We start from the raw sequence: 22,450 nt of genomic DNA, 5'->3' as shown, positions 1-22,450 counted from the left end.
CAGGCTGCTGAGACCTTCGTGACAGGATAGGGCATGTTCGGCAAGAAAACCCGGCCTCGCAAGAAAACCCGGCTTGAGCGGTTCTTTTCCCTTAATCAGCATCGCAAACGCTGGGGTGCCTCGCGCCATGCTGAGGGGGATCTGGATTATCAGGCGCTCAAACATCAGATCGTCGAGGGTGACTCGGCTTTGCAGACGCGCGGTTCGGAAAAATCGCTTGATCTGCATCTGGAAAACCTGCGCCGCGAATTTTCGGGCCAGCCGGAGCTGCTCTGGCATCATGCCCGGCTGATCGTGCTGTTGCGCCGTGAATTCCAGGTGGAACAGACATTTGCGCAATTACAGGCATTGTGGGAGGCGGAGGCTGATTTCCTCTGCGAAAACCTCAATCTGCGCTGGCTGGTTTCGGCTGCCGACAGTTTTGTCGATCATCACCCGGATGCCGGGGAGCGGGCAAGAGCCATGCTGGTGTCGCTGCTGGTCAATACGGTGAAAATCTATGAGACCGAGCGGGTGCTGGCGACGGCTCCGGCACCGGCCGATGCGCAAAAGTTGGAGCGGCTGCAATCGGAGTTGATTTCGCTGTTTTCCGGCCTGTCCTGCTTTACCATCGGCACTGACGATACCCTGCGCAACATGCGCTGGCGGCTGGACGGATTGATGGCGCAAGGCCCTGTTGGACTGATGCTGAAAACCGTCTTCGACCGGCTGCAGGTGGAAGATACCGCCTTTGCCCGCCTTAAGGCGCAGCATCACCGGGGGCGGACGGGCTGGTGGTCTGAGTGACAGCCAAGCTCTTCAGATAGTCGAAATCCTCGCGCCGGACCGGCACCTGCCGCCGTTGCGCATCATTGCTGTGGCAAAGCTGACGCAGGCCCATCCGCAGCTGGGCCTTGATCCGCCTGAGCCGAAAGGCGAGGGAGGGGCTCTGCTTTTCTGATTGAGTGGGCGAAATCGACGACTGGGTCGCAATGGGTTCGGGCAGGCCATAGGGCGCGCAGCGGTCCAGTTGCACGGCCAGCGCCGGATCGGCCTGGAAAGAGGCAAGCTCATAGGCCGCGCAGATCACCGCATCGGCAATGGCACCGTTGATGGCACTGCGCTGGAGAAGCTTGGCGGCTCCCGTTGGCCAGAGAATATAGGCCGCAGCCCCGGAACGATCCTGATAGAGCCTGCGCAGTGGCAGATCGGAGAGGCTGGCGCGAGCGACAAGTTTTTTGCGGCTGCGGGTTTCCAGCGTCACATGGTCGAGATCGCTACGATGGCGCAGCGTTTCCAAGAGAGCTGGAACTCTGTCAGACAGCACCGCATCGTCTTCCAGCACCAGCACGGGGTTTGCGCCTTCGGCAATGGTCTCCCAGGTCTGGCGATGGCTGAGCAGGCAGGCCCGTTCCGCAGGCCGAATCGGTCTTTCCCAGCCGTTCCAATAGGCCTCGCCCAGATCGGGAAGATGGTCGGCATCCAAGGCCGCGATGCGGGTGAAGGACAGCCCAAGGGCATGCATCTGCGCCTGCTGGAAGGCCAGACGCTCACGGGCGCGGTCGAGATTGATGATCAGCACCTGCATGGCGTCGGCTTTATGGTTGGGGCGCGGGCGGCGCGATGACCGGCCTGCCGAGCAATCGGCTATAGACCGCCTCCAGCCCTGCCGCTTCTCTGGCAAGCGCGAAATTTTCCCGCACATGGGCAACGGCAGCCTTGCCATGTAGGCAGGCGCGACCGGGATCGGCCAGATAAGGCTCGATTGCATCACGCAGCGGCGCATAGGCATCGGCGGCAACCACGGCGCCGGTTGCCCCTTCGGCAATCAGTTCCGCATAGGCCCCGGCGTCCGATGCGACCACCACGGTTTCGGACGCCATGGCTTCCAGCGGCGTCAGGCCAAACCCTTCATTGCGCGAGGGCGCGACATAGAGCGTCAGCCGCCGATACCACGGCTTGATATCTTCGACCTCGCCCAGAAAAACGATCCGCTCCGTCAGATCGGCAGAGGCAATCTGCGCCTTTAGCCCCTCGGCAAAGCCCTTGTGTTCCGGGGTGACGCGACCGGAGACCACAGCTGTCCAGCCGGGATAGCGGGGCAGCAGCTCAATCATTGCCTTGACGAACAGATCGGTGCCCTTTTGATGGCGCACCCGACCAAAGCAGCCGATCAGATGATCGCCCGGCAGGTTGGTGGCTGCTATTCTGTCCTCGGCACCTTGCGGCGGATGAAACAGTTCGGTGTCGATACCGTGGCGGATAACGCTATGCGGCACCTGCAAAAACGAACCGGAGCGGGCGCTGGTGGCGACCACGGCATCCATTTTCGAGATCAGCCAACGGGTATAGCGGCTGTGATGACGCTGGGCCGCCGAGGTAAACAACAGTTTCAGCGGCATGCGCAACACGTCGCGCAACACCACGCCTGCCAACATTTCCAGATTGCGCCGGGCATGCCAGACGCGATGGGAAGCGCCGCGCGGCTTTTTCCACAAGGCTGGCATTTGTGCGAAGGTGAGGGCGGGCATAGTCTCCGGCAGGCCGGGGCCAAGTGTGGCAATGGCCAGTCCGCGGCGGCGCTGCTGCGGGATTAATTGCACCACGGTGGAGGTTACGCCCGAAAGCCGCCGCTTGAAATGAGGAGCCACCACAAGGATTGAAGCAGGATCAAGCACGCACAGGGTACCTTTCGTCATCACGGCTACATTGCAGGTTACGGCTCACAGAAAAAAGACGCACCTGCAAGGCGCGCCTTTTTCAACAGCAGAGGCTGGAGATCAACCCCAGTTGACCGCGATAATTTCGTAGGCCTTGGAGCCGCCGGGAGCTACGACTTCGATACTGTCGCCGGCTTCCTTGCCAATCATGGCGCGGGCAATCGGCGAGGAAATCGAGATACGCCCAGCCTTCACATCGGCTTCCTGATCGCCGACGATCTGGTAGATTTTTTCCTCGTCGGTATCTTCATCGATCAGCTTGACGGTGGCGCCGAACTTGATTTTCGAGCCGGACATTTTCGACAGATCGATGACTTCCGCGCGCGCAGTCAGATCTTCGAGTTCGGAGACCCGGCCTTCATTATGGCTCTGGGCTTCCTTGGCGGCATGATATTCGGCATTTTCCGAAAGGTCGCCATGGGCGCGCGCTTCGGCAATGGCCTCAATGATCCGAGGACGTTCTTCTTGTTGACGCCAGCGCAGTTCCTCCTGAAGCTTGGAGAAGCCGTTCTGCGTCATCGGTACCTTATCAACCATGTCCTCTTCCTTCACCTTTCATGCCCGCATGGCGTGGCCATGAAAATAAAACAGGTTCCGAAGCAAAGCTACGGAACCAGCCACATATCCAACTCGTGACATTATAGCAGACTGTAACAGTCAATTTCCAGAGATTTCGAATGGACGTATTTTCAATCTGTCCATCCGGCACAACCGCCCAGGCGCAACCGTGTCACTGCGCTGATATAAGCTTCCAGATGTCGTTAACAAGGGCAATGGCGACAAGCCACATCGCAATTGAAATCGCAAAGACCAGAAGCAGGTATTTCATCCTTGGGGTCATTATCTCTGCCGTCTATCGCCGGTTCTACGCTCAACTCTATGCGATGATTCGGCCTGCGTGGATGTTAACCTTCGATCAAGGATGATTTTTTGTAAATGCGAAGGCGGGGCTGTCTCGTTTTGGTTCATGGAGCGCTCTGCCGGTCAATCTTCAATCGGCTTGGTAGACCAAGGCTCGATTGAGTAATCGCCGGGCGGCGGCATATTGGGTGGCCTGTAGGGGGTCGTCCTCGATGGGTGGTCCAGCCGGTCGATGACGGATTGATGGATGACGCTGCCTTTTTCGATAGAGCGAGGGTCGCAGAGCGGCAGATACCAGCCCTTGGGAGGCCGGCAGCGCCAGGAGGAAAAGGGTACGCGACGCGGCACGATCTCGAACGGCAGCCAGGACCAGGTCATGGAATTATGGATCGGGGCCAGTGGATCGAGCTTCACATGGTCGTTGTCGTCATCTTCGCCATAGACGATGTCATGGACGGTGTCTTCGTCGTAGTGCAGCCCGAATGGCCTGCTTTCGGCGATCATCCAGGCCAGCGGAATCTTGGCCGTCGCGCTCTGCGCCTCGCTATAGCCGCCGCCGACATCGCCATGGGAGCCGGCAAACCAGACCTGCTTGAAATCCTGAGGCTTGATCATATGCGGGTCCTCCGGCTTGAACGGGCTGCCCCAGAATGGCTGGCCGGACTTCCAATAGACCGGTCGAAACATCGTGCGCCGCTCATCAATGGCCAGGGCCTGGCGGACAGCGGCGACGCTTGGATTGCGGGTCGTGAAGGGAAAGGTCTGGAAGGTGAGACCTCTCTGTGTCTGGTTGATCACCGTCGATACGGTGTCGAACAGGCCGAGAAAGGCAATCGCCGGACGGTAGCCGCGCAATGTCCGCTCATAAAGACGCATGGCGGCAAAGGCGGAGGGTGCCGAGTGGCTGACGATGTCAGCCGTTTCGCCATGCCGCTCGCTTATGGGAATGGTTTTATAGGTCCGGTAGGCGTAGTCCACAAGATTGAGAAAATTCGGCGCAATAATGCCCAGGCTGTTGATGAAGCCGGCCAGAACCCTGGCGCTATAGGCGCCGCGGCTGAAGCCGAGGATGTAGATCCTGTCGTCCTCGCCAATTGTGTTGCCGGCGTCGTCACGCGGTGCGGCCCGATAGTTCTCAACAAGAAACCGATAGGCGCGCTTGACATTGCGGTCGAGCCCCCAGCCTGTTGCCAGGCCCCAGACTTCGGCGGATTGGCGTGCAAGTCGCAACCAGTTGTCGTCTGCACCGAACGTGCCGACGCCCGGCTCATAATAGACCAATTGCTGGTCGCTGCGGGTCAGGCAGCCAAGCAGTCTGACGATATTGGTTCGGCTGGCTGAAATTTCATTCGACGTGCCGTCAAACAGAATGACGATGTTTTTGCCCACGCTGTCCCCTTGCCAGATCAAGGGGTTTTCATAGCATTATCAGCGTGGTGCAGCATCCCTGGCTTTTGAAGGGTCAGGCGGAAAGCCTCACCCTTCGGTCGCATTCGCTCACAGTCTGTTCAAGAACCGCCATGTGCCGACGGACAGCGTCGATTATTGGGCGGGCTGTCAGAAATAGCTTTGCAGCGGACGAACTTCCAACTGGCCCTTTTTCAGCGCCTCAATGGCTTCGGCAGCGGCAAGCGCACCGGCCATCGTGGTGTAATAGGGCACTTTCTGCATCAGGGCGGCGCGGCGCAGTGATTTCGAATCCGAGATCGCCTTGTTGCTATCGGTGGTGTTGATCACCAGTTGGACCTGTCGGTTGCGGATGGCGTCCTCGATATGCGGACGGCCTTCCAGCACCTTGTTGATCTTGACCGCCTCGATGCCTTGTTCGGCGAGGAAGCGTTGCGTGCCGCCGGTGGCCAGAACCTTGAAGCCGATGGAGGTCAACAGCTTGATGGCGGGCAGAATGCGGACCTTGTCCTCATCACGCACCGACACGAAGACCGCGCCGTCGCGGGGAAGCTCGACGCTGGCGCCGAGCTGGCTCTTGGCGAAGGCCAGCGCAAAGCTGGTATCTAGGCCGATCACTTCGCCGGTCGAGCGCATTTCCGGGCCAAGCAGCGTATCGACGCCGGGGAAGCGGGCAAACGGGAACACCGCTTCCTTGACCGCGATATGCTTCAAGTTGCGCGGATCGGGCTTGGTGCCGTAGGCGGCAATCGCCGCATCCAGCTTTTCACCCGCCATGATCCGGGCGGCGATCTTGGCAATCGGCGCGCCGATGGTCTTGGCCACGAACGGCACGGTACGCGAGGCGCGCGGATTGACTTCCAGCACGTAGATCACGCCATCCTTGATGGCATATTGCACATTCATCAACCCGCCAACATGCAGCGCCTTGGCCATGGCGGCTGTCTGGCGCTCCAGCTCGTCAAGGACTTCGGTGCTCAGCGAGCGTGATGGCAGCGAGCAGGCGCTGTCGCCGGAATGGATACCAGCCTCTTCGATATGCTCCATGATACCGGAGACGAAGACGCTTTCGCCATCGCACAGCGCATCGACATCCACCTCAATTGCGTTGGTGAGGTAGCTATCGAACAGCAGCGGGTTCTTGCTGAGAAGGGTGTTGATCTGGCCCGTCTTGTCATTGGGATACCGCTGCTTGATGGCTTCCGGCACCAGGCCCGGCACGGTATCCAGCAGGTAGCTCTGCAACATGCTCTCACTATGGATGATCTGCATGGCCCGGCCACCCAGCACGTAGGATGGGCGCACCACCAGCGGGAAGCCGATTTCAGAGGCGACAAGGCGGGCCTGCTCGACCGAGTAGGCAATGCCATTGTTGGGCTGGTTGAGGTCCAGCTTCATCAACAGCTTCTGGAACCGGTCGCGGTCTTCGGCCAGATCGATCATGTCAGGCGCGGTGCCGAGGATCGGGATACCGTTCTTTTCCAGGGCCTCGGCCAGCTTCAGCGGCGTCTGGCCGCCAAACTGCACGATAACGCCAACCACTTCGCCCTTTTCCTGTTCGGCGCGCAGGATTTCGATGACGTCTTCCGCCGTCAGGGGCTCGAAATACAGGCGGTCGGAGGTGTCATAGTCGGTGGAGACGGTTTCCGGGTTGCAGTTGATCATGATCGCTTCAAAGCCAGCATCCTTCAGGGCGAAGGCGGCGTGGCAGCAGCAATAATCGAACTCGATACCCTGGCCGATGCGGTTCGGACCACCACCGAGGATGACGATTTTCTTGCGATCCGACACGTGCGCTTCCGAGCGCAGCGCGCCGACGAACGGCGTCTCATAGGTCGAATACATGTAAGCCGTCGGTGACGCGAATTCGGCAGCGCAGGTATCGATGCGCTTGAAGACCGGGCGGACGTTGAGGCCGTTGCGCAGCTCGGCCACTTCCTTTGGACGCTTGCCCGACAGGCTGGCAAGACGGGCATCGGAAAAGCCCTTGGCTTTCAGCATCCGCAGGTTTTCAGCGTCTTCGGGCAGGCCATGCTCGCGGATGCGGGCTTCCAGATCGGTGATTGCCTTCAACTGGGCGATGAACCACGGATCGATCTTGCAGCCTTCATGCACTTCGGCTTCCGACATGCCGAGCCGTAGCGCCTGGGCCACCATGCGCAGCCGGTCCGGGGTCGGCGTGCCGATGGCGGCGCGGATGGCGTTCTTGTCGTCGCCCTGGCCAAGGCCGGGGATTTCGATTTCGTCGAGACCGGTCAGGCCAGTTTCCAGGCCACGTAGCGCCTTTTGCAAGGATTCGGCGAAAGTGCGGCCAATCGCCATGACTTCGCCCACCGACTTCATCGCCGTGGTCAGCGTCGGTTCGGCACCGGGGAATTTTTCAAAGGCAAAGCGCGGGATTTTGGTGACGACGTAATCAATCGATGGTTCGAAGGAGGCAGGCGTCGCGCCACCGGTAATGTCATTGTCCAACTCGTCCAGCGTATAGCCAACCGCAAGCTTGGCGGCGATCTTGGCTATCGGGAAGCCGGTCGCCTTGGAGGCCAGCGCCGACGAGCGCGACACGCGCGGGTTCATCTCGATGACGACGAGGCGGCCGTCCTTGGGGTTGACCGCGAACTGCACGTTGGAGCCGCCGGTCTCAACACCAATTTCGCGCAGCACCGCAATCGAAGCGTTGCGCATCATCTGGTATTCCTTGTCCGTCAGCGTCAGGGCCGGGGCAACGGTGATGCTGTCGCCGGTATGGACGCCCATCGGATCGATATTTTCGATGGAGCAGATGATGATGCAATTGTCCGCCTTGTCGCGGACCACTTCCATTTCATATTCCTTCCAGCCCAGCACCGATTCCTCGATCAGCACTTCGGTGGTTGGCGAGGCGTCGAGGCCGGAGCCGATGATCTCGAAGAATTCCGAGCGGTTATAGGCAATGCCGCCGCCGGTGCCGCCCATGGTAAAGGACGGGCGAATGATGGTGGGCAGGCCAACAACGTCAAGCGCCTGGGCTGCCACCGCCATGGCATGGTTCATATAGCGCTGCTTGCGGTCGGTTTCACCGAGGTTCCACTGGTTTTCCAGCTCATCCAGCGCCTTGTCGAGCGCGTCGCCGGAAAGCCGGGACTTTACCTCATTACGAGCAATCTCATGGGTCTTGCGGTCGGCATCCTTGATCTCGGTGGCATTGGCCAGCATGGATTTCGGCGTCTCAAGGCCGATGCGGGCCATGGCTTCCCGAAACAGGGCGCGGTCCTCGGCCATGTCGATGGCGGCAGGCTTGGCGCCAATCATCTCGACATTGTAGCGGTCCAGCACGCCCATTCGCTTCAGGGAGAGGGCGGTGTTCAAGGCCGTCTGCCCGCCCATGGTCGGCAGCAGCGCATCCGGGCGTTCCTTGGCGATGATCTTGGCGACCACTTCCGGTGTGATCGGCTCGACATAGGTAGCGTCTGCCAGGCCCGGATCGGTCATAATGGTCGCCGGGTTGGAATTGACCAGGATGACCCGGTAGCCTTCTTCCTTCAGCGCCTTGCAGGCCTGGGTGCCGGAGTAATCGAATTCACATGCCTGGCCGATGACAATCGGTCCAGCGCCGATGATGAGGATGGATTTAATGTCTTGGCGCTTTGGCATGTCTCTATCCGATCTCTTCACCTGCGCGAAAAACCGGCCAAGGTGAGGGGCATCACCGGTCGGGCGCAGATCCATGGTATTTCAGGCTAGAAGCGGCTTATAGGGAATTGTGGCGATCAGCGGAACCCCCGTTTTCGCTTTTTCTACGGATAAGTGAAGGGCAGGCGCGGCGGGGATGTGGTCCGGCAATTTCCCCTGGGATATTACCGTGAAAAATGGACCCGTTTGTCACATGCCATTTGCGCAGGCGCTGTAGAAAACCTGTTCGGTTTCAAAGGAGATGGCCCTCATGCCGCAGACGCAACTGTCGTCCGACCTCATTCGTTTCTCTGCGGCTGGCCGCTCTGGACCATCGAAACATCTCGGCATCCGTTTCGATGCTGAAGGCAATTTCCTACCCGAACCGGGCAACACCATTGTCTGTCATCTTCGCGCAGGAAGTGAAAGCCAGAAGGCGATTGTCGCCTTGCAGGAGCGCTACAAGCAAATGCCGGAGGCTGACCACCTGGCCGTTACCCCTGCCTCCAGCCTGCATATGACCTTGTTTCAGGGCATTATCGAATATCGGCGCACCGCCGTTTTCTGGCCAAAGGATCTGCCGCTGGATGCGCCAATCGACGACATGACGGAAATCCTCGCGCAGCGGCTGACATATTTTGCGCCCGGGCCAGATTTTCGCATGAAGATTGCCCGGATGCTGCCGACGGGGCTTCGGTTGGAGCCAGTGGGTGAGGCGGATCGCCGGGCATTGGCCCAGTGGCGTGACAGGTTGGCGGATCTGTTCGGCTATCGCCATCCAGACCATGAGACTTACGAATTTCATATCACCTTTGCCTATGTCATCAGGCCATTTTCCGAGGCGGCCCTTTTTCAGTGGCAGGCCATGCTGGAGACGGCGCGAGAAGAATTCCTGGAGCAATTTGAGGATATCGCCCTTGATCCTCCGGCTTTCTGTGCCTTTAACGACATGAAACATTTCGAAGAACTGATCGTATTGCAGGATAATATCGACTAAAAAAACGGCCGTTAAGCAATACGATATTGTACCGTTTTCGCGTCGCAGGTATCTAAAACCCTGTTGGCTTTTCCAGATCGATGCCATGGGGTTTTTATGCTTTTCGCAAACAGAGTCTGCCGCCGTTTTGCGACATTCCTATGCTTGTCTGGCCTCGGTTTTTTTTAGAAATTCTCAACAAGACGACTGTTTAACTATTTGATCCCACGGGAATTTATGGGAAACAGACGCCGTCCTCGACCATTTCCCCTAGCTGCCCCTTTTTAGTGGCGCCTTCAAGGCGAATGGCATTTTTTAATGCACTGTCAGGGTTGCAAAATTGGATATCGACTTGCCAGGGCAAGGGGTGCAGCCTGATTTTCGTCATGTCCCGTGGCTGTTCTGGCAAATGCCAGGGGCATGACAGCAGATTTTAAAAATCCAAGGTATTTTCATGAGACATTTTTTCAATCATCACCTTTGCGGACGTAAAACCGTTTCACACTTATCCTGGAAATGCTCTGGCTGCGGCCTATCTGCCCAGGCAACCGATATAAGCCAGGAGACCTGCCGATGATTACCGTCCATTATCTGGAGCATTCCAGGGCGCACCGCATTCTCTGGCTGCTGGAAGAGCTGGGATTGTCTTATGAGGTGAAAACCTACAAGCGCGGTGCTGATATGCATGCCCCGGCGGCATTGAAGGCCGTGCATCCGCTGGGAAAATCACCTGTCATCGAAGACGAGGGCCGGATCTTCGCCGAAAGCGGTGCCATTATCGAATATTTGATCGACACTTATGGCGCTGATACCAATGACAAGACGGTTTTGCGTCCGGCACCGGGCAGCGACGCTTTCCTGCGCTACCGTTACTGGCTGCATTATGCCGAAGGCTCGGCCATGCCCCTGCTGGTGATGAAACTGGTATTCTCAAGACTATCCAAGCAAATGCCGTTTCTATTGCGCGGACTGGCCCAGCGGATCTCCGATGGCGTTTGCGGCAAGATGATCGATCCGCAGATTGGCGAACATCTGGCCTTCTGGCAGGCGGAATTAAAAAAGGACGGTTATTTTGCCGGACCGGACTTTACCGCCGCCGATATCGCCATGAGTTTCCCGGTGGAATCGGTGCTGTCGATTTCCGGCGATACGGGCGATGTTACAGTCCTTCGTTCCTATCTTTCCACAATCCGTGCCAGGCCGGCCTATCAGCGCGCCCTGGAACGCGGTGGTGCTTATATGTTCGCCAAGACCTGACCGGTTTTTTCTTCAAACCCAGTGTTTGGAACACTGTTGAGCTTAAGAGTGTTTGGAACACTGTTGGCCCCAAGCCGTTACCAGCCTGCCGCCGTTGCTGTTGCACGGCGGCAGTTTTTGCTGAACATGAGCGTTCTGCATATGCGGCCGGGGAGAGAACCGATGGAACTGGATGGGCGTCGTCAGTCCGAAAATCTCGAGGATGTCAGGGGTGCATCAGGCGGTGGCGGCTTTGGCCGGCGCGGCATCCGGCTGCCGATTGGCAGCAGTGGGCGTGGTTTGAGTTTTTCAACCATCATCGTTCTGGTGCTGATCTACTTCGGTCTTCGCCTGATGGGCATCGATATGTTGCAATTGCTGGAGGAGGGCGGTAGCTCCGCCCCGTCTTCCTATCAGCAGCAATCCGAGCAAACGACACCGGCTCAGGAAGAGATGAAAGTCTTCGTCAGCCGCGTGCTGGCGTCCACCGAGGATGTCTGGACCGCGGCATTTCAGGAGCGCGGCGCGACCTATGAGATGCCGAAGCTGCGGCTGTTTTCCGGTCAATATCCCTCTGCCTGTGGTGCAGCCTCTGCTGCGACCGGGCCGTTCTACTGCCCTGGAGATCGCCGTATCTATCTCGATACCGCGTTTTTCACTGAGCTTTCCAAACGGTTCCAGGCATCAGGCGATTTTGCTCAGGCCTATGTGATTGCCCATGAAGTCGGCCATCACGTGCAGAACCTGACTGGGATCCTGCCGAAATTCAACCAGATGCGCGCCTCGATGAGCGCTGCCGACGCAAACCAGATGTCGGTTCGTGTCGAATTGCAGGCCGATTGCTTTGCCGGGATCTGGGGTCGGAAGGCCGATCAGCAGGGATTGCTCTCGGCGGGCGATTTGCAGGAAGCATTGAACGCCGCCCGGCAGATTGGCGACGATACGATTCAGAAGCGGTCCCAGGGCTATGTCGTGCCTGAGAGTTTTAACCACGGCTCCGCCGCACAGCGGATGGCATGGTTCAAAAAAGGCTATGACCGGGGCCGGATGGATGCCTGCGACACCTTTTCCGGCCCTATTTGAGGGCGGCTACTTCTCGCTGTCCAGATGCGCCATCTGCGCCTCTGCATAGCGGGAACCGGCGGCGCTGCCCTTGGGGACTGCCGCCTCGAGGGCGGCGATATCCTCCTGTGACAGGGTAAAGTCGAGTGCGCCAAGCGATTCCTTCAACCGGTCGCGGCGGCGAGCACCAATCAAAGGGACGATATCCTCGCCTTTGGCCAGCACCCACGCAATGGCGGCTTGCGCTGTGGTCATGCCTTTTGACGACGCAACCTGCGTCAGGGCTTCGACGAGCGCCAGATTGTGGTTGGCATTCTCGCCCTGGAAGCGCGGAGAATGGGCGCGGAAATCCGTTGGTGCCGTCGGTGCCGTCCAATGGCCGCTGATCAGTCCGCGTGACAGCACGCCGTAGGCGGTAATGCCAATATCGAGCTCCCGGCAGGTTGGCAGGATCTGATCTTCGATACCACGGGATATCAGCGAATATTCGATTTGCAGGTCAACGATCGGATGAACGGCTGCTGCCCGACGGATGGTATCTGCGCCGACTTCCGACAGGCCGATATGCCTGACATAGCCGGCCTGGACCATCTCTGCGATGGCGCCGATGGTCTCTTCAATTGGTACATTGGGATCGAGCCGGGCCGGGCGGTAGATATCGATATGATCGGTGCCCAACCGTTGTAGCGTGTAGGCCAGCGCCGTCTTCACCGCTGATGGCCGTGCGTCGTACCCGATCCAGCCGCCAGCCGGGTCGCGCTGAGCGCCAAATTTGACGCTGATTTGCACTTTGTCGCGCAGGCCGCCCTTCAACCCTTCTCCAATCAACATTTCGTTGTGGCCCATGCCGTAGAAATCGCCGGTATCGATCAGCGTTACCCCGGCATCTATGGCGGCGTGCAGGGTAGCGAGGCTTTCCGTGCGGTCGGAAGGCCCATACATGCCTGACATGCCCATGCATCCCAATCCAAGGCGCGAGGTCTGAGGGCCGGATTTTCCAAGTTTTACCGTTTGCATATCCAGTTTCCTTTTCTGCTGTCTGTCTGAAAACAGGTTTACGCTGTTTGGCTTTGTGCGATAATCCTGTTTATTCCGTATGTGTTGTTTGGAATTCTGCACAATGAACGATCTGCCGCTCGCCGATCTCGATGCCTTCGCCACCATTGCCCGGTTGAGAAACTTCCGGGCAGCCGGAAAGTTGCGCGGTGTTTCGGCCTCGTCATTGAGCGAGGCGATGCGGCGGCTGGAGGCGCGGGTTGGCGTGCGGCTGCTGAACCGCACCACCCGCAGCGTGACCCTGACCGATGCCGGAGCGCGGCTGTTGGAACGGTTGTCGCCGACGCTGGCCGATATCGAGCTGGCCCTTGACGATATCAACCAGTTTCGCGAGCGCCCCTTCGGACGGTTACGGCTTAACGTGCCGGGTATCGTCGCCCGCTGTGTGCTGCCGCCGATTGTGACCGGTTTTCTGGCCGCCTATCCGGATATCCTGCTGGAGGTGAGGGTCAATGACGCTTTGATCGACGTGCTGGCTGAAGGCTGCGATGCAGGTATCCGCTATGAAGAGGCGCTGCATCAGGACATGATCGCGGTTCCCATTGGCCCGCGCCGCCAGCGCTATGTTTGCGTGGCAGCACCGTCTTATCTTGAGCAGTATGGCCGACCGGAACATCCGCGCGACCTGATCCATCACCGCTCCATTCTGCATCGTTTCAACAGTGGCCGGGTGAATGAATGGCATTTTGAACGCGAGGGCGAGGCGATCAATGTCTCCCCGCCACCCCGGTTGATCGCTGAGACGGTCGATTTGGAACTGGCCGCAGTGCGGGCTGGACTTGGCATGATGGGGACATTCGAGGACTTCGTGATCGAGGATTTGAATGCCGGACGGCTGGAGCGGGTGCTGACCGATTGGGAAGACGAGTTTTCCGGTCCCTTCCTCTATTATCACAGCCGTCGCCACATGCCCGTACCCTTGCGGGTCTTCGTCGATTATATCCGCGAGCATGGCGATCCCGGTTGATCGCCCATCAACAACTGTGATGAGACGACGAGTTTTTCTGAAGCATCTGCTTGTGTCTTGAAAACGTCACGGCTTTGACGTACCGAGGCACTTGCATATTATTTCCTCACGCCGCCGTCGGTTGAGCAGAAAAACGTCGGTTGAGAAGAAAATATGCATTGCAGCTGACCTGTATGCGCCATGTCCGGTATACGATGCTGAAATCCCGCCGCTCGTCCAGCCAGACTGGAAGCGGCTTTTTTTCGTTTTGGAAGTTCTCATGACTTATGCCTCGTCCCAGCGCCTTGGCGCGCCCATTGAAAGTTGGCTTAGCCATGTTCGCGCCACGCTGGCGCTGGGCATTCCCCTGGCGGGGGCGCAACTGGCGCAGCTGGCGATCCACACGACCGATGTGGTGATTGTCGGCCGTCTCGGAGCCGAGTCGCTGGCGGCTTTGGTGCTGGCCGGGCAATTTTTCTTCACGGTGTTCATTTTCGGTTCCGGCTTTTCCATCGCGGTCATGCCGATGGTGGCCAATGCCTATGGCAAGGGCGATGTACGCCTGGCACGTCGCTCCATTCGCATGGGTCTGTGGGTGTCGCTGGCCTATAGCGTGGTGACCTGGCCGCTCTTCCATTACTCGCGTGATGTGCTGCTGGCCCTGGGGCAGGTGCCGCAGGTGGTCGAGCTCGCCTCAAGCTATATTCGCATCATGTGGCTGAGCCTGCCAGTGGCGCTGATGTTTGCGGTGATGCGGGCGCTGGTCAGCGCCATCGGGCGGGCGCAGATCGTCCTCTATATCACCATCGCCACGTTGGTGCTGAATGCCGCCCTGGCTTACTGCATTGTGCTTGGCCATTTCGGCTTTCCGGCTTTCGGCATTCTGGGGGCTGCCTGGGTGGCGGTTTCGGTCAATGTCTTCGCCATGATCACCATGGGTCTCTATCTGCATTTCAACAGCGTCACCCGGAAATACGAATTGTTTGTGCGCTTCTGGCGGCCCGATTGGGATGCGCTGCGCGATGTGATCAAGCTCGGCCTGCCGATTGGTGTGACGGTGCTGGCTGAAGTCAGCCTGTTTACGGCAGCTTCCCTGTTGATGGGCAGCATTGGCACGATTGAGCTGGCCGCGCACGGGATTGCCCTGCAATTGGCCTCCATCGCTTTCATGATCCCGCTGGGGCTGGCGCAGGCCGCCACCGTGCGGATCGGCGTTGCCCACGGACGCGGTGATTTTACCGATGTGGTGCGGGCCTCTATTACCGTTGTCTGCATGGCGGCCCTGATCTCGGTGATCGGCGGGTTGCTGTTCTTCTTTTTCTCCAATGAATTGAGCGGAATGTTCCTCGACCGTGGCCGCGGCGATGCGGCGGCGGTGTTGGATTATGCAGCGCCGCTGGTGGTGGTCGCCGGTATTTTCCAGCTGGTCGATGGCATGCAGGCGGTTGCCACCGGGCTGCTGCGCGGCCTGAAGGATGCCAGCGTGCCGATGGTTCTGGCGCTGATTTCCTATTGGCCAATTGGCTTTGGGCTGGCCTGGTTCATGGCGTTTCCCCTGGGGATGGGCGGCCTTGGCGTCTGGTTCGGTTTCCTGATCGGGCTTTCCAGCGCCGCCGTGATGATGGGGCTGCGGTTCTGGCTGCGCCTGCGCCACGAAATGCGGATGATGAGCCGGTAAAGCCCGTTCTACCCGTATCATAAGGCTCGGCACGAAAATCACAGTACACGAGGCAAAGGTTTTGATCCGGGGGCCCCCCTCTGCCTTGCCAGGCATCTCCCCCTCAAGGGGGGAGATCGGCAAGGGGTTGGCTTTTCATGTCACTTTTACGCTTCGAAGATATCGGAAATCGCAACTTTATCCGTTGAAACGGGCGGTTACGTCTGTCCGATCTCCCTCCCTGAGGGGGAGATGTCCGGCAGGACAGAGGGGGGTATGCGGCACACGAAAACGCTCGTGTCGTATGTTTTGCATGAGAATCAAATAAGCCGACCAAGTGATTGGTCGGCTTATGTTTTTCATCGGCTATTATCTGTGGTTCAGCGCTCGGCTAAAGCTGGTTCGCCCTTCTTCTCGCGCACCATGTTGATGAAGCGGCGGAACAGGTAGTGGCTGTCTTGCGGGCCGGGCGAGGCTTCCGGGTGGTGCTGGACAGAAAACACCGGCTTGCCGGTCAGGCGCAGGCCGCAATTTGTGTTGTCGAACAGCGAAATATGAGTCTCTTCAACGCCTTCCGGCAGGGACTTCGAATCCACCGCGAAGCCGTGGTTCATCGAGACGATCTCCACCTTGCCGGTGGTGAAATCCTTAACCGGATGGTTGGCGCCGTGATGGCCCTGATGCATCTTCTCAGTCTTGGCACCCAGCGCCAGACCTAGCATCTGATGGCCAAGGCAAATACCGAACAACGGGATGCCGGTGTTGATCAATTCCTTGATGACCGGCACGGCATATTCGCCGGTTGCCGCCGGATCACCAGGGCCGTTGGAGAGGAAGATGCCATCCGGCGACAGCGCCAGGATATCTTCGGCGCTGGTATTGGCGGGCACAACGGTGACCTTACATTTCAGGCCGGTGAACAGCCGCAGGATATTGCGCTTCACGCCGAAATCCACGCAGACGACGTGATAATCGGCATCCTTGTCAGCCAGTTCAGAAAAGCCTTCATTCCACACCCAGGGCTTTTCGCCCCAGGTCGAGGACTGACCGGAGGAGGCGACCTTGGCAAGGTCGAGACCTTCCAGCCCGCTCCAGGCCTTGGCCTTGGCCTTCAGCGCTTCGATGTCGAAATTGCCGTTCGGGTCATGGGCGATGACGGCGTTCGGCGCACCGTTTTCACGAATCCAGGCGGTCAGCGCTCGTGTATCGACGCCGGACAGGCCGATCATGCCGCGTGCCTTCAACCAGGTATCCAGGTGCTTGGTGGCGCGGAAATTGGATGGCTCGGTAATATCGGCCTTGAAGATCACCCCGACCGCGCCGTGGCGGGCGGCGGGCGTCAGGTCTTCAATGTCTTCCTCATTGGTACCGACATTGCCGATATGGGGAAAGGTGAAGGTAACGATCTGGCCGAGATAGGAGGGATCGGTGAGGATTTCCTCATAGCCGGTCAGCGCGGTGTTGAAGCACACCTCGGCCTGAACATCGCCGGTGGCGCCGACGCCCTGACCTTCGATGACGGTGCCATCGGCCAGAACCAGAAGTGCTGTCGGCTTGGTTGTTGTCCAGGCTGCGGTGGGCAATGGCGATGTTGCGGTCATATCCGTTCCTTTTCCAGCCGCTTGCCCCGGCCGATGCAAACCGGCGGCGCGTGGCTATCTGTGTGTGCCAGTATCTAAGTGTGCCAAGGCTCCTCGCGCAGCAAAAGATGCGCGTGCGGGAACCTGATGTCGATGTCTGTGCAGGCGATGGTACATAGACGAGAAGCGTGGGCCGGGTCAATTGTTCCTCAGGTAAAAGAGGTGTTTTCCCTTGAAGTCTTGAAAGGCGCTCGCATTGCGCGGAGCCTCCAGGAGAGGTATCACCACGCCTGAAGCGAGCCACGGTGCTATTTGAACGGCGGCCAGGGGCTCCACAGTCACCCAAGGAGATGAAGACATGCTACGCGAGGATCTGACGACTGCGCTGAAGGAAGCGATGAAAGCCAAGGATAGCCGCCGGCTTTCCACCATCCGCCTGGTGCAATCGGCCATCAAGGACCGCGACATCGCCAATCGCGGCGAGGGCAAGGATGAGGCCAGCGACGACGACATCCTCCAGCTGATGGCCAAGCTGGTGAAGCAGCGTGAGGAGTCGGCGAAGATTTACGAAGACAATGCCCGCCCCGAGCTTGCCGCCCAGGAGCGCGAGGAAGTGGCGATCATCAAGGGCTTCATGCCCGAGCAGATGGATGACGCCAAAGTCCGCGAAGCGATTTCCGGCATTATCACCGAAATCAGCGCCGAAGGCGTGCGCGACATGGGCAAGGTGATGGCCGCTTTGAAAGAACGCTATGCCGGTCAGATGGATTTCGCCAAGGCGTCCGGCTTGGTGAAGGAATTGCTGACGAAGTAAGGCTGAAGCCTCCGCATACAGCGTTGTGCGCCATGGATGGCGCACAACAAGTCGCTACTGCGCCTTATTTCTATAGCGGCTTCCCCTTTTCTTTATTCTGCGGCGAGTGGCACAGCTTCGTGTGGCAATGCGCCGATGGCGGCAAACAGCGCCTCGTCCTCACCTATTCCGGCATTGGGCGTGGTTAGCAGCGTATCACCGTAGAAGACCGAGTTGGCACCGGAAACCAGGCAGAGGATTTGCGCTTCCCGGTTTAATGTCGAGCGCCCGGCCGACAGACGGACCGTGGATCTCGGCATGACAATCCTCGCCGTCGCCACCATGCGCACCAGTTCCAGCGGATCGATCCGCGGCATGGCGGCAAGCGGCGTCCCCTCCACAGGCACCAGCGCATTGATCGGGACGCTTTCGGGATGCGGGTGCATGGATGCCAGCACCTGGAGCATCGAGGCACGATCGCGGATGGTTTCGCCCATGCCGATAATGCCGCCGCAACAGAGGTCGATGCCGAAAGAGCGGACGATGGACAGGGTTTCCAGCCGGTCTGCATAGCTGCGGGTGGTGATGATCTCGCCATAAAATTCCGGGCTGGTGTCCAGATTATGGTTGTAAGCCGTTAGTCCAGCCTCGGCCAGTTTCTCAGCCTGGTGTTTTTCCAGCATGCCGAGTGTCACGCAGGCTTCCATGCCGAGATCGCGAACGCCGCGCACCATGGTCAGTACGGCGTCAAACTCCTTGCCATCGCGCACCTGACGCCATGCGGCTCCCATGCAGAAGCGCTCGGCACCGGCATCCCTTGCACGTTTTGCAAGCGCCAGCACGCTGTCTGGCTGCATGAGGCGATCCTTTGTCAGCTTCACCTCCAGGTGATGGGCCGATTGCGGGCAATAGGCGCAGTCTTCCGGGCAGCCGCCGGTCTTGATCGACAGCAAGCTTGCCTTCTGCACGGAATTCGGGTCGTGGTGACGGCCATGGACAGCGTTGGCATGGCCGATCAATTCCAGAAGGGGCAGATTGTGAAGGGTGACGATCTCTTCCACGCTCCAGTCGTTGCGAATTTCGCCCGCAGCCCCACTCATTGCTCCGTCTCCTGCTGGCGTTTTGCCTTTGATGGCCACTGGCTGGCGATCAGCGCCGCAAGAACACATTTCACCAGGTCACCACCCAGAAAGGGCAGGAGCCCAACGGTCAGCAGTGTTGCGGCAGGAACGAAGAACGCAAGCCAGACGAGACCTGCGGCATAGACCAATGCCAGACCGGCAAAACTGGCAACAAGGTGCATCGCCAGCCCGCGTCCATGGCCGATCATACCGGTGAGCCACGCCGCAAGCCAGTATCCGGCAAGATAACCGCCGGTTGGCCCCATCATATAGGCAAGGCCGATGCCGCGTTCCGGGGAGCCGGAAAACACTGGCGCACCAACAGCACCGGCTGCCAGGTAGGTCGTGAAAATGGTCAGCGACATCTGCGGCCCAAGCATCAGCGCGAACGCCATCACCGCAAAGGTATGCAGTGTCATTGGGACCGGCCAGAAGGGGATTTGCACTTTGGCAGCCAAGGTCATCAGCAGCACACCGGCTGACACAACTAGTATTTTATCGATAAAAATTGAAAATTTATTCTTATTGGTTCGGGAAAGAAGGGAAATTTTCATGTCGTCTCCAATTTTTTGTCTATTTTGAAAAATTATCGATAAAATATCGGGCATGGGCTTAATGTCAATCCCGACACTCGCTCCTCGGGAGCCATTGTCTCTTTTTGAGGCCCGGTGATTTCCCTCATTGTCGAATGGGATGTGCCCTTATGATGGGCGAAATGCCGGAAAGGGATTGGAGACGCTGGAGCTTGGGAGGCACAAAGGGGGAAGCACATGTGAATAGCGGGTACATTCCATGAAAGCCGTGGCGCTTGTCTTTCATACCTCCTATATAACCAGATCATTCCTCAAGGTTGCCCAATGCGCTTTTCAAACGACTTTCTCGACGAGATCCGCGACCGCGTGCCGATTTCGGCCGTGATTGGCGCGCGCGTGCCGTGGGATCGCAAGAAAACCAACGTGTCGCGCGGCGATTACTGGGCTTGCTGCCCGTTTCATGGTGAAAAAAGCCCGAGCTTTCACTGTGAGGATCGCAAGGGCCGTTATCATTGCTTCGGCTGCGGTGTGTCCGGCGATCACTTTCGCTTTCTGACCGATCTGGAAGGCTTGAACTTTCCAGAAGCCGTCGAGCGGATTGCCGACATGGCCGGTATCGCCATGCCCAAGGTGGATGTGCGCGATATAGAGCGTGACCGCGAGCGCACTGGCCTTCAGGACGTCATGGAAATGGCCACCCTGTTCTTCCAGGATCAGTTGCAAGCGGCTCAGGGCGCCAAGGCGCGGGCCTACCTGCGGGAGCGCGGTCTGTCGGGCCGCACCATCGAGACTTTCCGGCTGGGCTATGCGCCGGAAAGCCGCAATGCGCTGAAGGAACATCTGGCCGGAAAAGGTGTGCCGAAGGAGCAGATCGAGGCCTGCGGGCTGGTGGTGCATGGGCCGGATATTCCGGTATCCTATGACCGTTTCCGCGACCGGATCATGTTTCCGATTCTGTCTTCCCGCGACAAGGTGATTGCGTTTGGCGGACGGGCGATGTCGCCGGATGCGCCAGCCAAATATCTCAATTCCAATGAGACGGAACTGTTTCACAAGGGCAATGTCCTCTATAATTTCTCCCGCGCCCGGCGGACGCTTCAGGGCGCCGATGGAGCGGAGACGATCATTGCCGTCGAAGGCTATATGGATGTGATCGCGCTCTATCAGGCGGGTGTTGAAAATGCGGTGGCCCCGCTGGGCACGGCGCTCACCGAAAACCAGCTGGAGCTGATGTGGAAAATGACGCCGCAGCCGGTCCTGTGTTTCGATGGCGACGGTGCCGGGCAGCGGGCGGCGTTTCGCGCTGTCGATCTTGCGCTGCCGCATCTGAAGCCCGGCAAGAGCGTCCGCTTTGCCATGCTGCCGGATGGCAAGGACCCTGACGATCTGGTCAAGCAGGATGGCCGCGCGCCCTTCGACCGAGTGTTGGCCGAGGCCCGCTCTCTGGATGAAATGGTCTGGCTGCGCGAGACCGGCCATGGCCGCTTTGACACGCCCGAGCAGCGCGCCGAGCTTGAGGCGCGGTTAAAGCAGATTGTCAATATCATTGCCGATGAGAATGTGCGCCGCCACTATCAGCAGAATGTCAGGGACCGGCTCTATGGGTTCTTCCAGGGGCGGGGGCAGGGGCAGGGCGCTGGCCGTGCCGGGCGCGGCAATTTCGAGCGTGGTGGTGGTGGCTTTACCGGCAACCGGCCCGGCAATGGCCGGTTTCAAAACAATGCGGGTGGTCGCGGCGCGCCCGGTGGCCAGCGTCCCGGCAGCACGGTTGCCTCCGACCGGCTGACGCGGTCGGGCATGGTCAGTCGCAGCCACGACCAGCCCAGCCTGCGCGAAAGCGTGTTGGCGTTGACCATCGTCAATCATCCGCAATTGTTGCAGGAGGATTATGACGAGATTTCCTGCATCGATTTCGACAGCCGTGATCTGCAACGGCTTTGGCCGGCGGTGCTGACCGCTGTTGCGCAAACCGGGGCGCAACTGACCCGCGAGGATCTATATGAGCGGTTGATGTCTGCTGGTTTCGATGCGCTGTTGAAGGCGCTGGACCAGCAGATCCGCAATGCCAGACTGTGGACGGCAACCACTGTTGCGGCCCTGGAAGATGCCCGCGAGGGCTATACCCAGGCGCTGTCCCTGCATAAGCGTGCCAAGGCGCTGCGCCGCCAGCGCATCGAGCTGGAACGCGAGATTGCCGAAGCCACCGAGGCTGATGATGCCGGGCGGATCGATGGACTGATGTCGGTTTTGCAGGAAGTGCAGCTGGAAATCGTTCGGATGGAGAACCAGGAAGCGATCATCGATGGCTTTGGCGTGATGTCGGGCCGCGTCAAGGGACCGGCTTATGGTCACAATTCATAACGGTTTTGCAAGCTTTGTTATGGCAGATACCAACCGCGCCCCTTGTATCGGCGGCGTGAGTGCCTAGATTTCAGTTCAAACCGGGTGAAGTTCCTGAGATCGAGGCCGTGCCTGTCCCGAAAGGATGTTCCCAAAGGACAGGTTAATGACGTGGCGATTAAATGGCTCCCTGCCACTTGTGGCGCGTGTGGAGGCGTTTGGATAAGGAGCGTAGAGCGAGATGAATGGTTTTTTCGCGATATCAACAGGCACAATCGCTTTAAAAGGCTTGACGTATCGATAAATTGTGGGAATCACGGTCAAACGAAAAAACAAGGTGACGCAGGTTGCGCCGGGTCTATGCTGGCGGGCTTCGTCGCCTGTTTGTGTAGTTATACCGCAATCGACGGGAACCGTGGTGGTCAACCGGGAATTAGACATTGCTTGGTCAACGTGCCATTTCCTTCAGGAAAGCACCAAGGCTGACGGAATGTTTCGCATCTAAGGCATGGTTTTTCTTCGGCCTCATCTG

General features: G+C 58.8%; 17 protein-coding genes. 8 read left to right on the top strand and 9 right to left on the bottom strand.

Annotated features, from left to right (window positions below; translation table 11 throughout):
• The first annotated feature begins 33 nt into the window (after positions 1 to 33).
• Positions 34 to 786 (top strand): hypothetical protein, encoded by a 753-nt coding sequence (locus AVCG78_RS10150; protein ID WP_071204530.1) that lies wholly within the window; start codon positions 34 to 36, stop codon positions 784 to 786.
• Here AVCG78_RS10150 and AVCG78_RS10145 read toward each other — a convergent pair.
• From AVCG78_RS10145 to carB, 5 genes are all read right to left on the bottom strand, one after another.
• On the bottom strand, positions 740 to 1,567 hold the full coding sequence (locus tag AVCG78_RS10145; protein WP_071204529.1) for a glycosyltransferase family 25 protein: 828 nt from the start codon (positions 1,565 to 1,567) through the stop codon (positions 740 to 742). The two genes, AVCG78_RS10150 and AVCG78_RS10145, sit on opposite strands and share 47 nt — an antisense overlap.
• A gap of 10 nt (positions 1,568 to 1,577) precedes the next feature.
• A complete protein-coding gene (locus tag AVCG78_RS10140) occupies positions 1,578 to 2,678 on the bottom strand; it encodes a glycosyltransferase family 4 protein (protein WP_071204528.1) in 1,101 nt (366 codons plus the stop codon).
• Between the two features lie 81 nt (positions 2,679 to 2,759).
• Positions 2,760 to 3,236, bottom strand: coding sequence for a transcription elongation factor GreA (gene greA / locus AVCG78_RS10135; protein ID WP_015916662.1), 477 nt, complete (start codon positions 3,234 to 3,236; stop codon positions 2,760 to 2,762).
• Positions 3,237 to 3,683: 447 nt separating this feature from the next.
• Positions 3,684 to 4,949 carry a DUF2235 domain-containing protein gene (locus AVCG78_RS10130; protein ID WP_071204550.1) on the bottom strand — a complete coding sequence of 422 codons (1,266 nt, stop codon included), beginning with the start codon at positions 4,947 to 4,949 and terminating at the stop codon, positions 3,684 to 3,686.
• A gap of 168 nt (positions 4,950 to 5,117) precedes the next feature.
• Entirely contained in the window at positions 5,118 to 8,600 is a 3,483-nt protein-coding gene (carB, locus tag AVCG78_RS10125) for a carbamoyl-phosphate synthase large subunit (protein ID WP_071204549.1), read from the bottom strand.
• A 280-nt stretch (positions 8,601 to 8,880) separates the two neighbouring features.
• Between carB and AVCG78_RS10120 the strand changes: the two genes are divergently transcribed.
• The 3 genes from AVCG78_RS10120 (at position 8,881) to ypfJ (ending at position 11,913) form a co-directional block, all read left to right on the top strand.
• Positions 8,881 to 9,615 (top strand): DUF1868 domain-containing protein, encoded by a 735-nt coding sequence (locus tag AVCG78_RS10120; protein WP_015916659.1) that lies wholly within the window; start codon positions 8,881 to 8,883, stop codon positions 9,613 to 9,615.
• A gap of 552 nt (positions 9,616 to 10,167) precedes the next feature.
• Positions 10,168 to 10,851, top strand: a complete 684-nt coding sequence (locus AVCG78_RS10115; protein ID WP_071204527.1) for a glutathione S-transferase family protein — start codon at positions 10,168 to 10,170, stop codon at positions 10,849 to 10,851.
• 162 nt (positions 10,852 to 11,013) lie between these two features.
• On the top strand, positions 11,014 to 11,913 hold the full coding sequence (gene ypfJ, locus AVCG78_RS10110) for a KPN_02809 family neutral zinc metallopeptidase (protein ID WP_071204526.1): 900 nt from the start codon (positions 11,014 to 11,016) through the stop codon (positions 11,911 to 11,913).
• A 6-nt stretch (positions 11,914 to 11,919) separates the two neighbouring features.
• Here the strand turns inward: ypfJ and AVCG78_RS10105 are convergent, their stop codons facing one another.
• Positions 11,920 to 12,909 (bottom strand): aldo/keto reductase, encoded by a 990-nt coding sequence (locus AVCG78_RS10105; protein ID WP_071204525.1) that lies wholly within the window; start codon positions 12,907 to 12,909, stop codon positions 11,920 to 11,922.
• A gap of 103 nt (positions 12,910 to 13,012) precedes the next feature.
• On the opposite strand from AVCG78_RS10105, the gene AVCG78_RS10100 reads away from it, so the two are divergent.
• Together AVCG78_RS10100 and AVCG78_RS10095 are read left to right on the top strand one after the other, a co-directional pair.
• Positions 13,013 to 13,915, top strand: a complete 903-nt coding sequence (locus AVCG78_RS10100; RefSeq protein WP_071204524.1) for a LysR family transcriptional regulator — start codon at positions 13,013 to 13,015, stop codon at positions 13,913 to 13,915.
• Positions 13,916 to 14,174: 259 nt separating this feature from the next.
• Positions 14,175 to 15,572 (top strand): MATE family efflux transporter, encoded by a 1,398-nt coding sequence (locus tag AVCG78_RS10095; RefSeq protein WP_071204548.1) that lies wholly within the window; start codon positions 14,175 to 14,177, stop codon positions 15,570 to 15,572.
• Positions 15,573 to 15,931: 359 nt separating this feature from the next.
• Here the strand turns inward: AVCG78_RS10095 and carA are convergent, their stop codons facing one another.
• A complete protein-coding gene (carA, locus tag AVCG78_RS10090; protein WP_071204523.1) occupies positions 15,932 to 17,152 on the bottom strand; it encodes a glutamine-hydrolyzing carbamoyl-phosphate synthase small subunit in 1,221 nt (406 codons plus the stop codon).
• 337 nt (positions 17,153 to 17,489) lie between these two features.
• Here carA and AVCG78_RS10085 point away from each other — a divergent pair, with 337 nt between their 5' ends.
• Positions 17,490 to 17,945: a GatB/YqeY domain-containing protein gene (locus AVCG78_RS10085; RefSeq protein ID WP_071204522.1), complete on the top strand. Its 456-nt coding sequence runs from the start codon at positions 17,490 to 17,492 to the stop codon at positions 17,943 to 17,945.
• Positions 17,946 to 18,037: 92 nt separating this feature from the next.
• Here AVCG78_RS10085 and bioB read toward each other — a convergent pair whose 3' ends face one another.
• Together bioB and AVCG78_RS10075 are read right to left on the bottom strand one after the other, a co-directional pair.
• On the bottom strand, positions 18,038 to 19,024 hold the full coding sequence (bioB, locus tag AVCG78_RS10080; protein WP_071204521.1) for a biotin synthase BioB: 987 nt from the start codon (positions 19,022 to 19,024) through the stop codon (positions 18,038 to 18,040).
• Complete coding sequence (locus AVCG78_RS10075; RefSeq protein WP_234665056.1) at positions 19,021 to 19,653, bottom strand: biotin transporter BioY; 633 nt, start codon at positions 19,651 to 19,653, stop codon at positions 19,021 to 19,023. Before AVCG78_RS10075 ends, bioB begins: the two co-directional genes overlap by 4 nt.
• 249 nt (positions 19,654 to 19,902) lie before the next feature.
• On the opposite strand from AVCG78_RS10075, the gene dnaG reads away from it, so the two are divergent.
• On the top strand, positions 19,903 to 21,939 hold the full coding sequence (gene dnaG / locus AVCG78_RS10070) for a DNA primase (RefSeq protein WP_071204856.1): 2,037 nt from the start codon (positions 19,903 to 19,905) through the stop codon (positions 21,937 to 21,939).
• The last annotated feature ends 511 nt before the right edge of the window (positions 21,940 to 22,450 follow it).

It is taken from the genome of Gillisella vitis, assembly GCF_021559775.1.
Lineage (GTDB): Bacteria > Pseudomonadota > Alphaproteobacteria > Rhizobiales > Rhizobiaceae > Allorhizobium > Allorhizobium ampelinum.
The sequence above is the reverse complement of the archived record's forward strand: the minus strand, read 5'-3'. Positions and strand labels throughout refer to the sequence as shown.

Excerpts from the sequence above, each read along its gene's own strand:
- AVCG78_RS10120 (WP_015916659.1), top strand. The coding sequence starts at position 8,881 with ATGGCCCTCATGCCGCAGACGCAACTGTCGTCCGACCTCATTCGTTTC.
- dnaG (WP_071204856.1), top strand. The coding sequence starts at position 19,903 with ATGCGCTTTTCAAACGACTTTCTCGACGAGATCCGCGACCGCGTGCCG.
- AVCG78_RS10085 (WP_071204522.1), top strand. The coding sequence starts at position 17,490 with ATGCTACGCGAGGATCTGACGACTGCGCTGAAGGAAGCGATGAAAGCC.
- AVCG78_RS10075 (WP_234665056.1), bottom strand. The coding sequence starts at position 19,653 with ATGCCCGATATTTTATCGATAATTTTTCAAAATAGACAAAAAATTGGA.
- AVCG78_RS10145 (WP_071204529.1), bottom strand. The coding sequence starts at position 1,567 with ATGCAGGTGCTGATCATCAATCTCGACCGCGCCCGTGAGCGTCTGGCC.
- AVCG78_RS10140 (WP_071204528.1), bottom strand. The coding sequence starts at position 2,678 with ATGACGAAAGGTACCCTGTGCGTGCTTGATCCTGCTTCAATCCTTGTG.
- AVCG78_RS10105 (WP_071204525.1), bottom strand. The coding sequence starts at position 12,909 with ATGCAAACGGTAAAACTTGGAAAATCCGGCCCTCAGACCTCGCGCCTT.
- AVCG78_RS10100 (WP_071204524.1), top strand. The coding sequence starts at position 13,013 with ATGAACGATCTGCCGCTCGCCGATCTCGATGCCTTCGCCACCATTGCC.
- AVCG78_RS10115 (WP_071204527.1), top strand. The coding sequence starts at position 10,168 with ATGATTACCGTCCATTATCTGGAGCATTCCAGGGCGCACCGCATTCTC.
- AVCG78_RS10095 (WP_071204548.1), top strand. The coding sequence starts at position 14,175 with ATGACTTATGCCTCGTCCCAGCGCCTTGGCGCGCCCATTGAAAGTTGG.
- ypfJ (WP_071204526.1), top strand. The coding sequence starts at position 11,014 with ATGGAACTGGATGGGCGTCGTCAGTCCGAAAATCTCGAGGATGTCAGG.
- bioB (WP_071204521.1), bottom strand. The coding sequence starts at position 19,024 with ATGAGTGGGGCTGCGGGCGAAATTCGCAACGACTGGAGCGTGGAAGAG.
- AVCG78_RS10150 (WP_071204530.1), top strand. The coding sequence starts at position 34 with ATGTTCGGCAAGAAAACCCGGCCTCGCAAGAAAACCCGGCTTGAGCGG.
- greA (WP_015916662.1), bottom strand. The coding sequence starts at position 3,236 with ATGGTTGATAAGGTACCGATGACGCAGAACGGCTTCTCCAAGCTTCAG.
- carB (WP_071204549.1), bottom strand. The coding sequence starts at position 8,600 with ATGCCAAAGCGCCAAGACATTAAATCCATCCTCATCATCGGCGCTGGA.
- carA (WP_071204523.1), bottom strand. The coding sequence starts at position 17,152 with ATGACCGCAACATCGCCATTGCCCACCGCAGCCTGGACAACAACCAAG.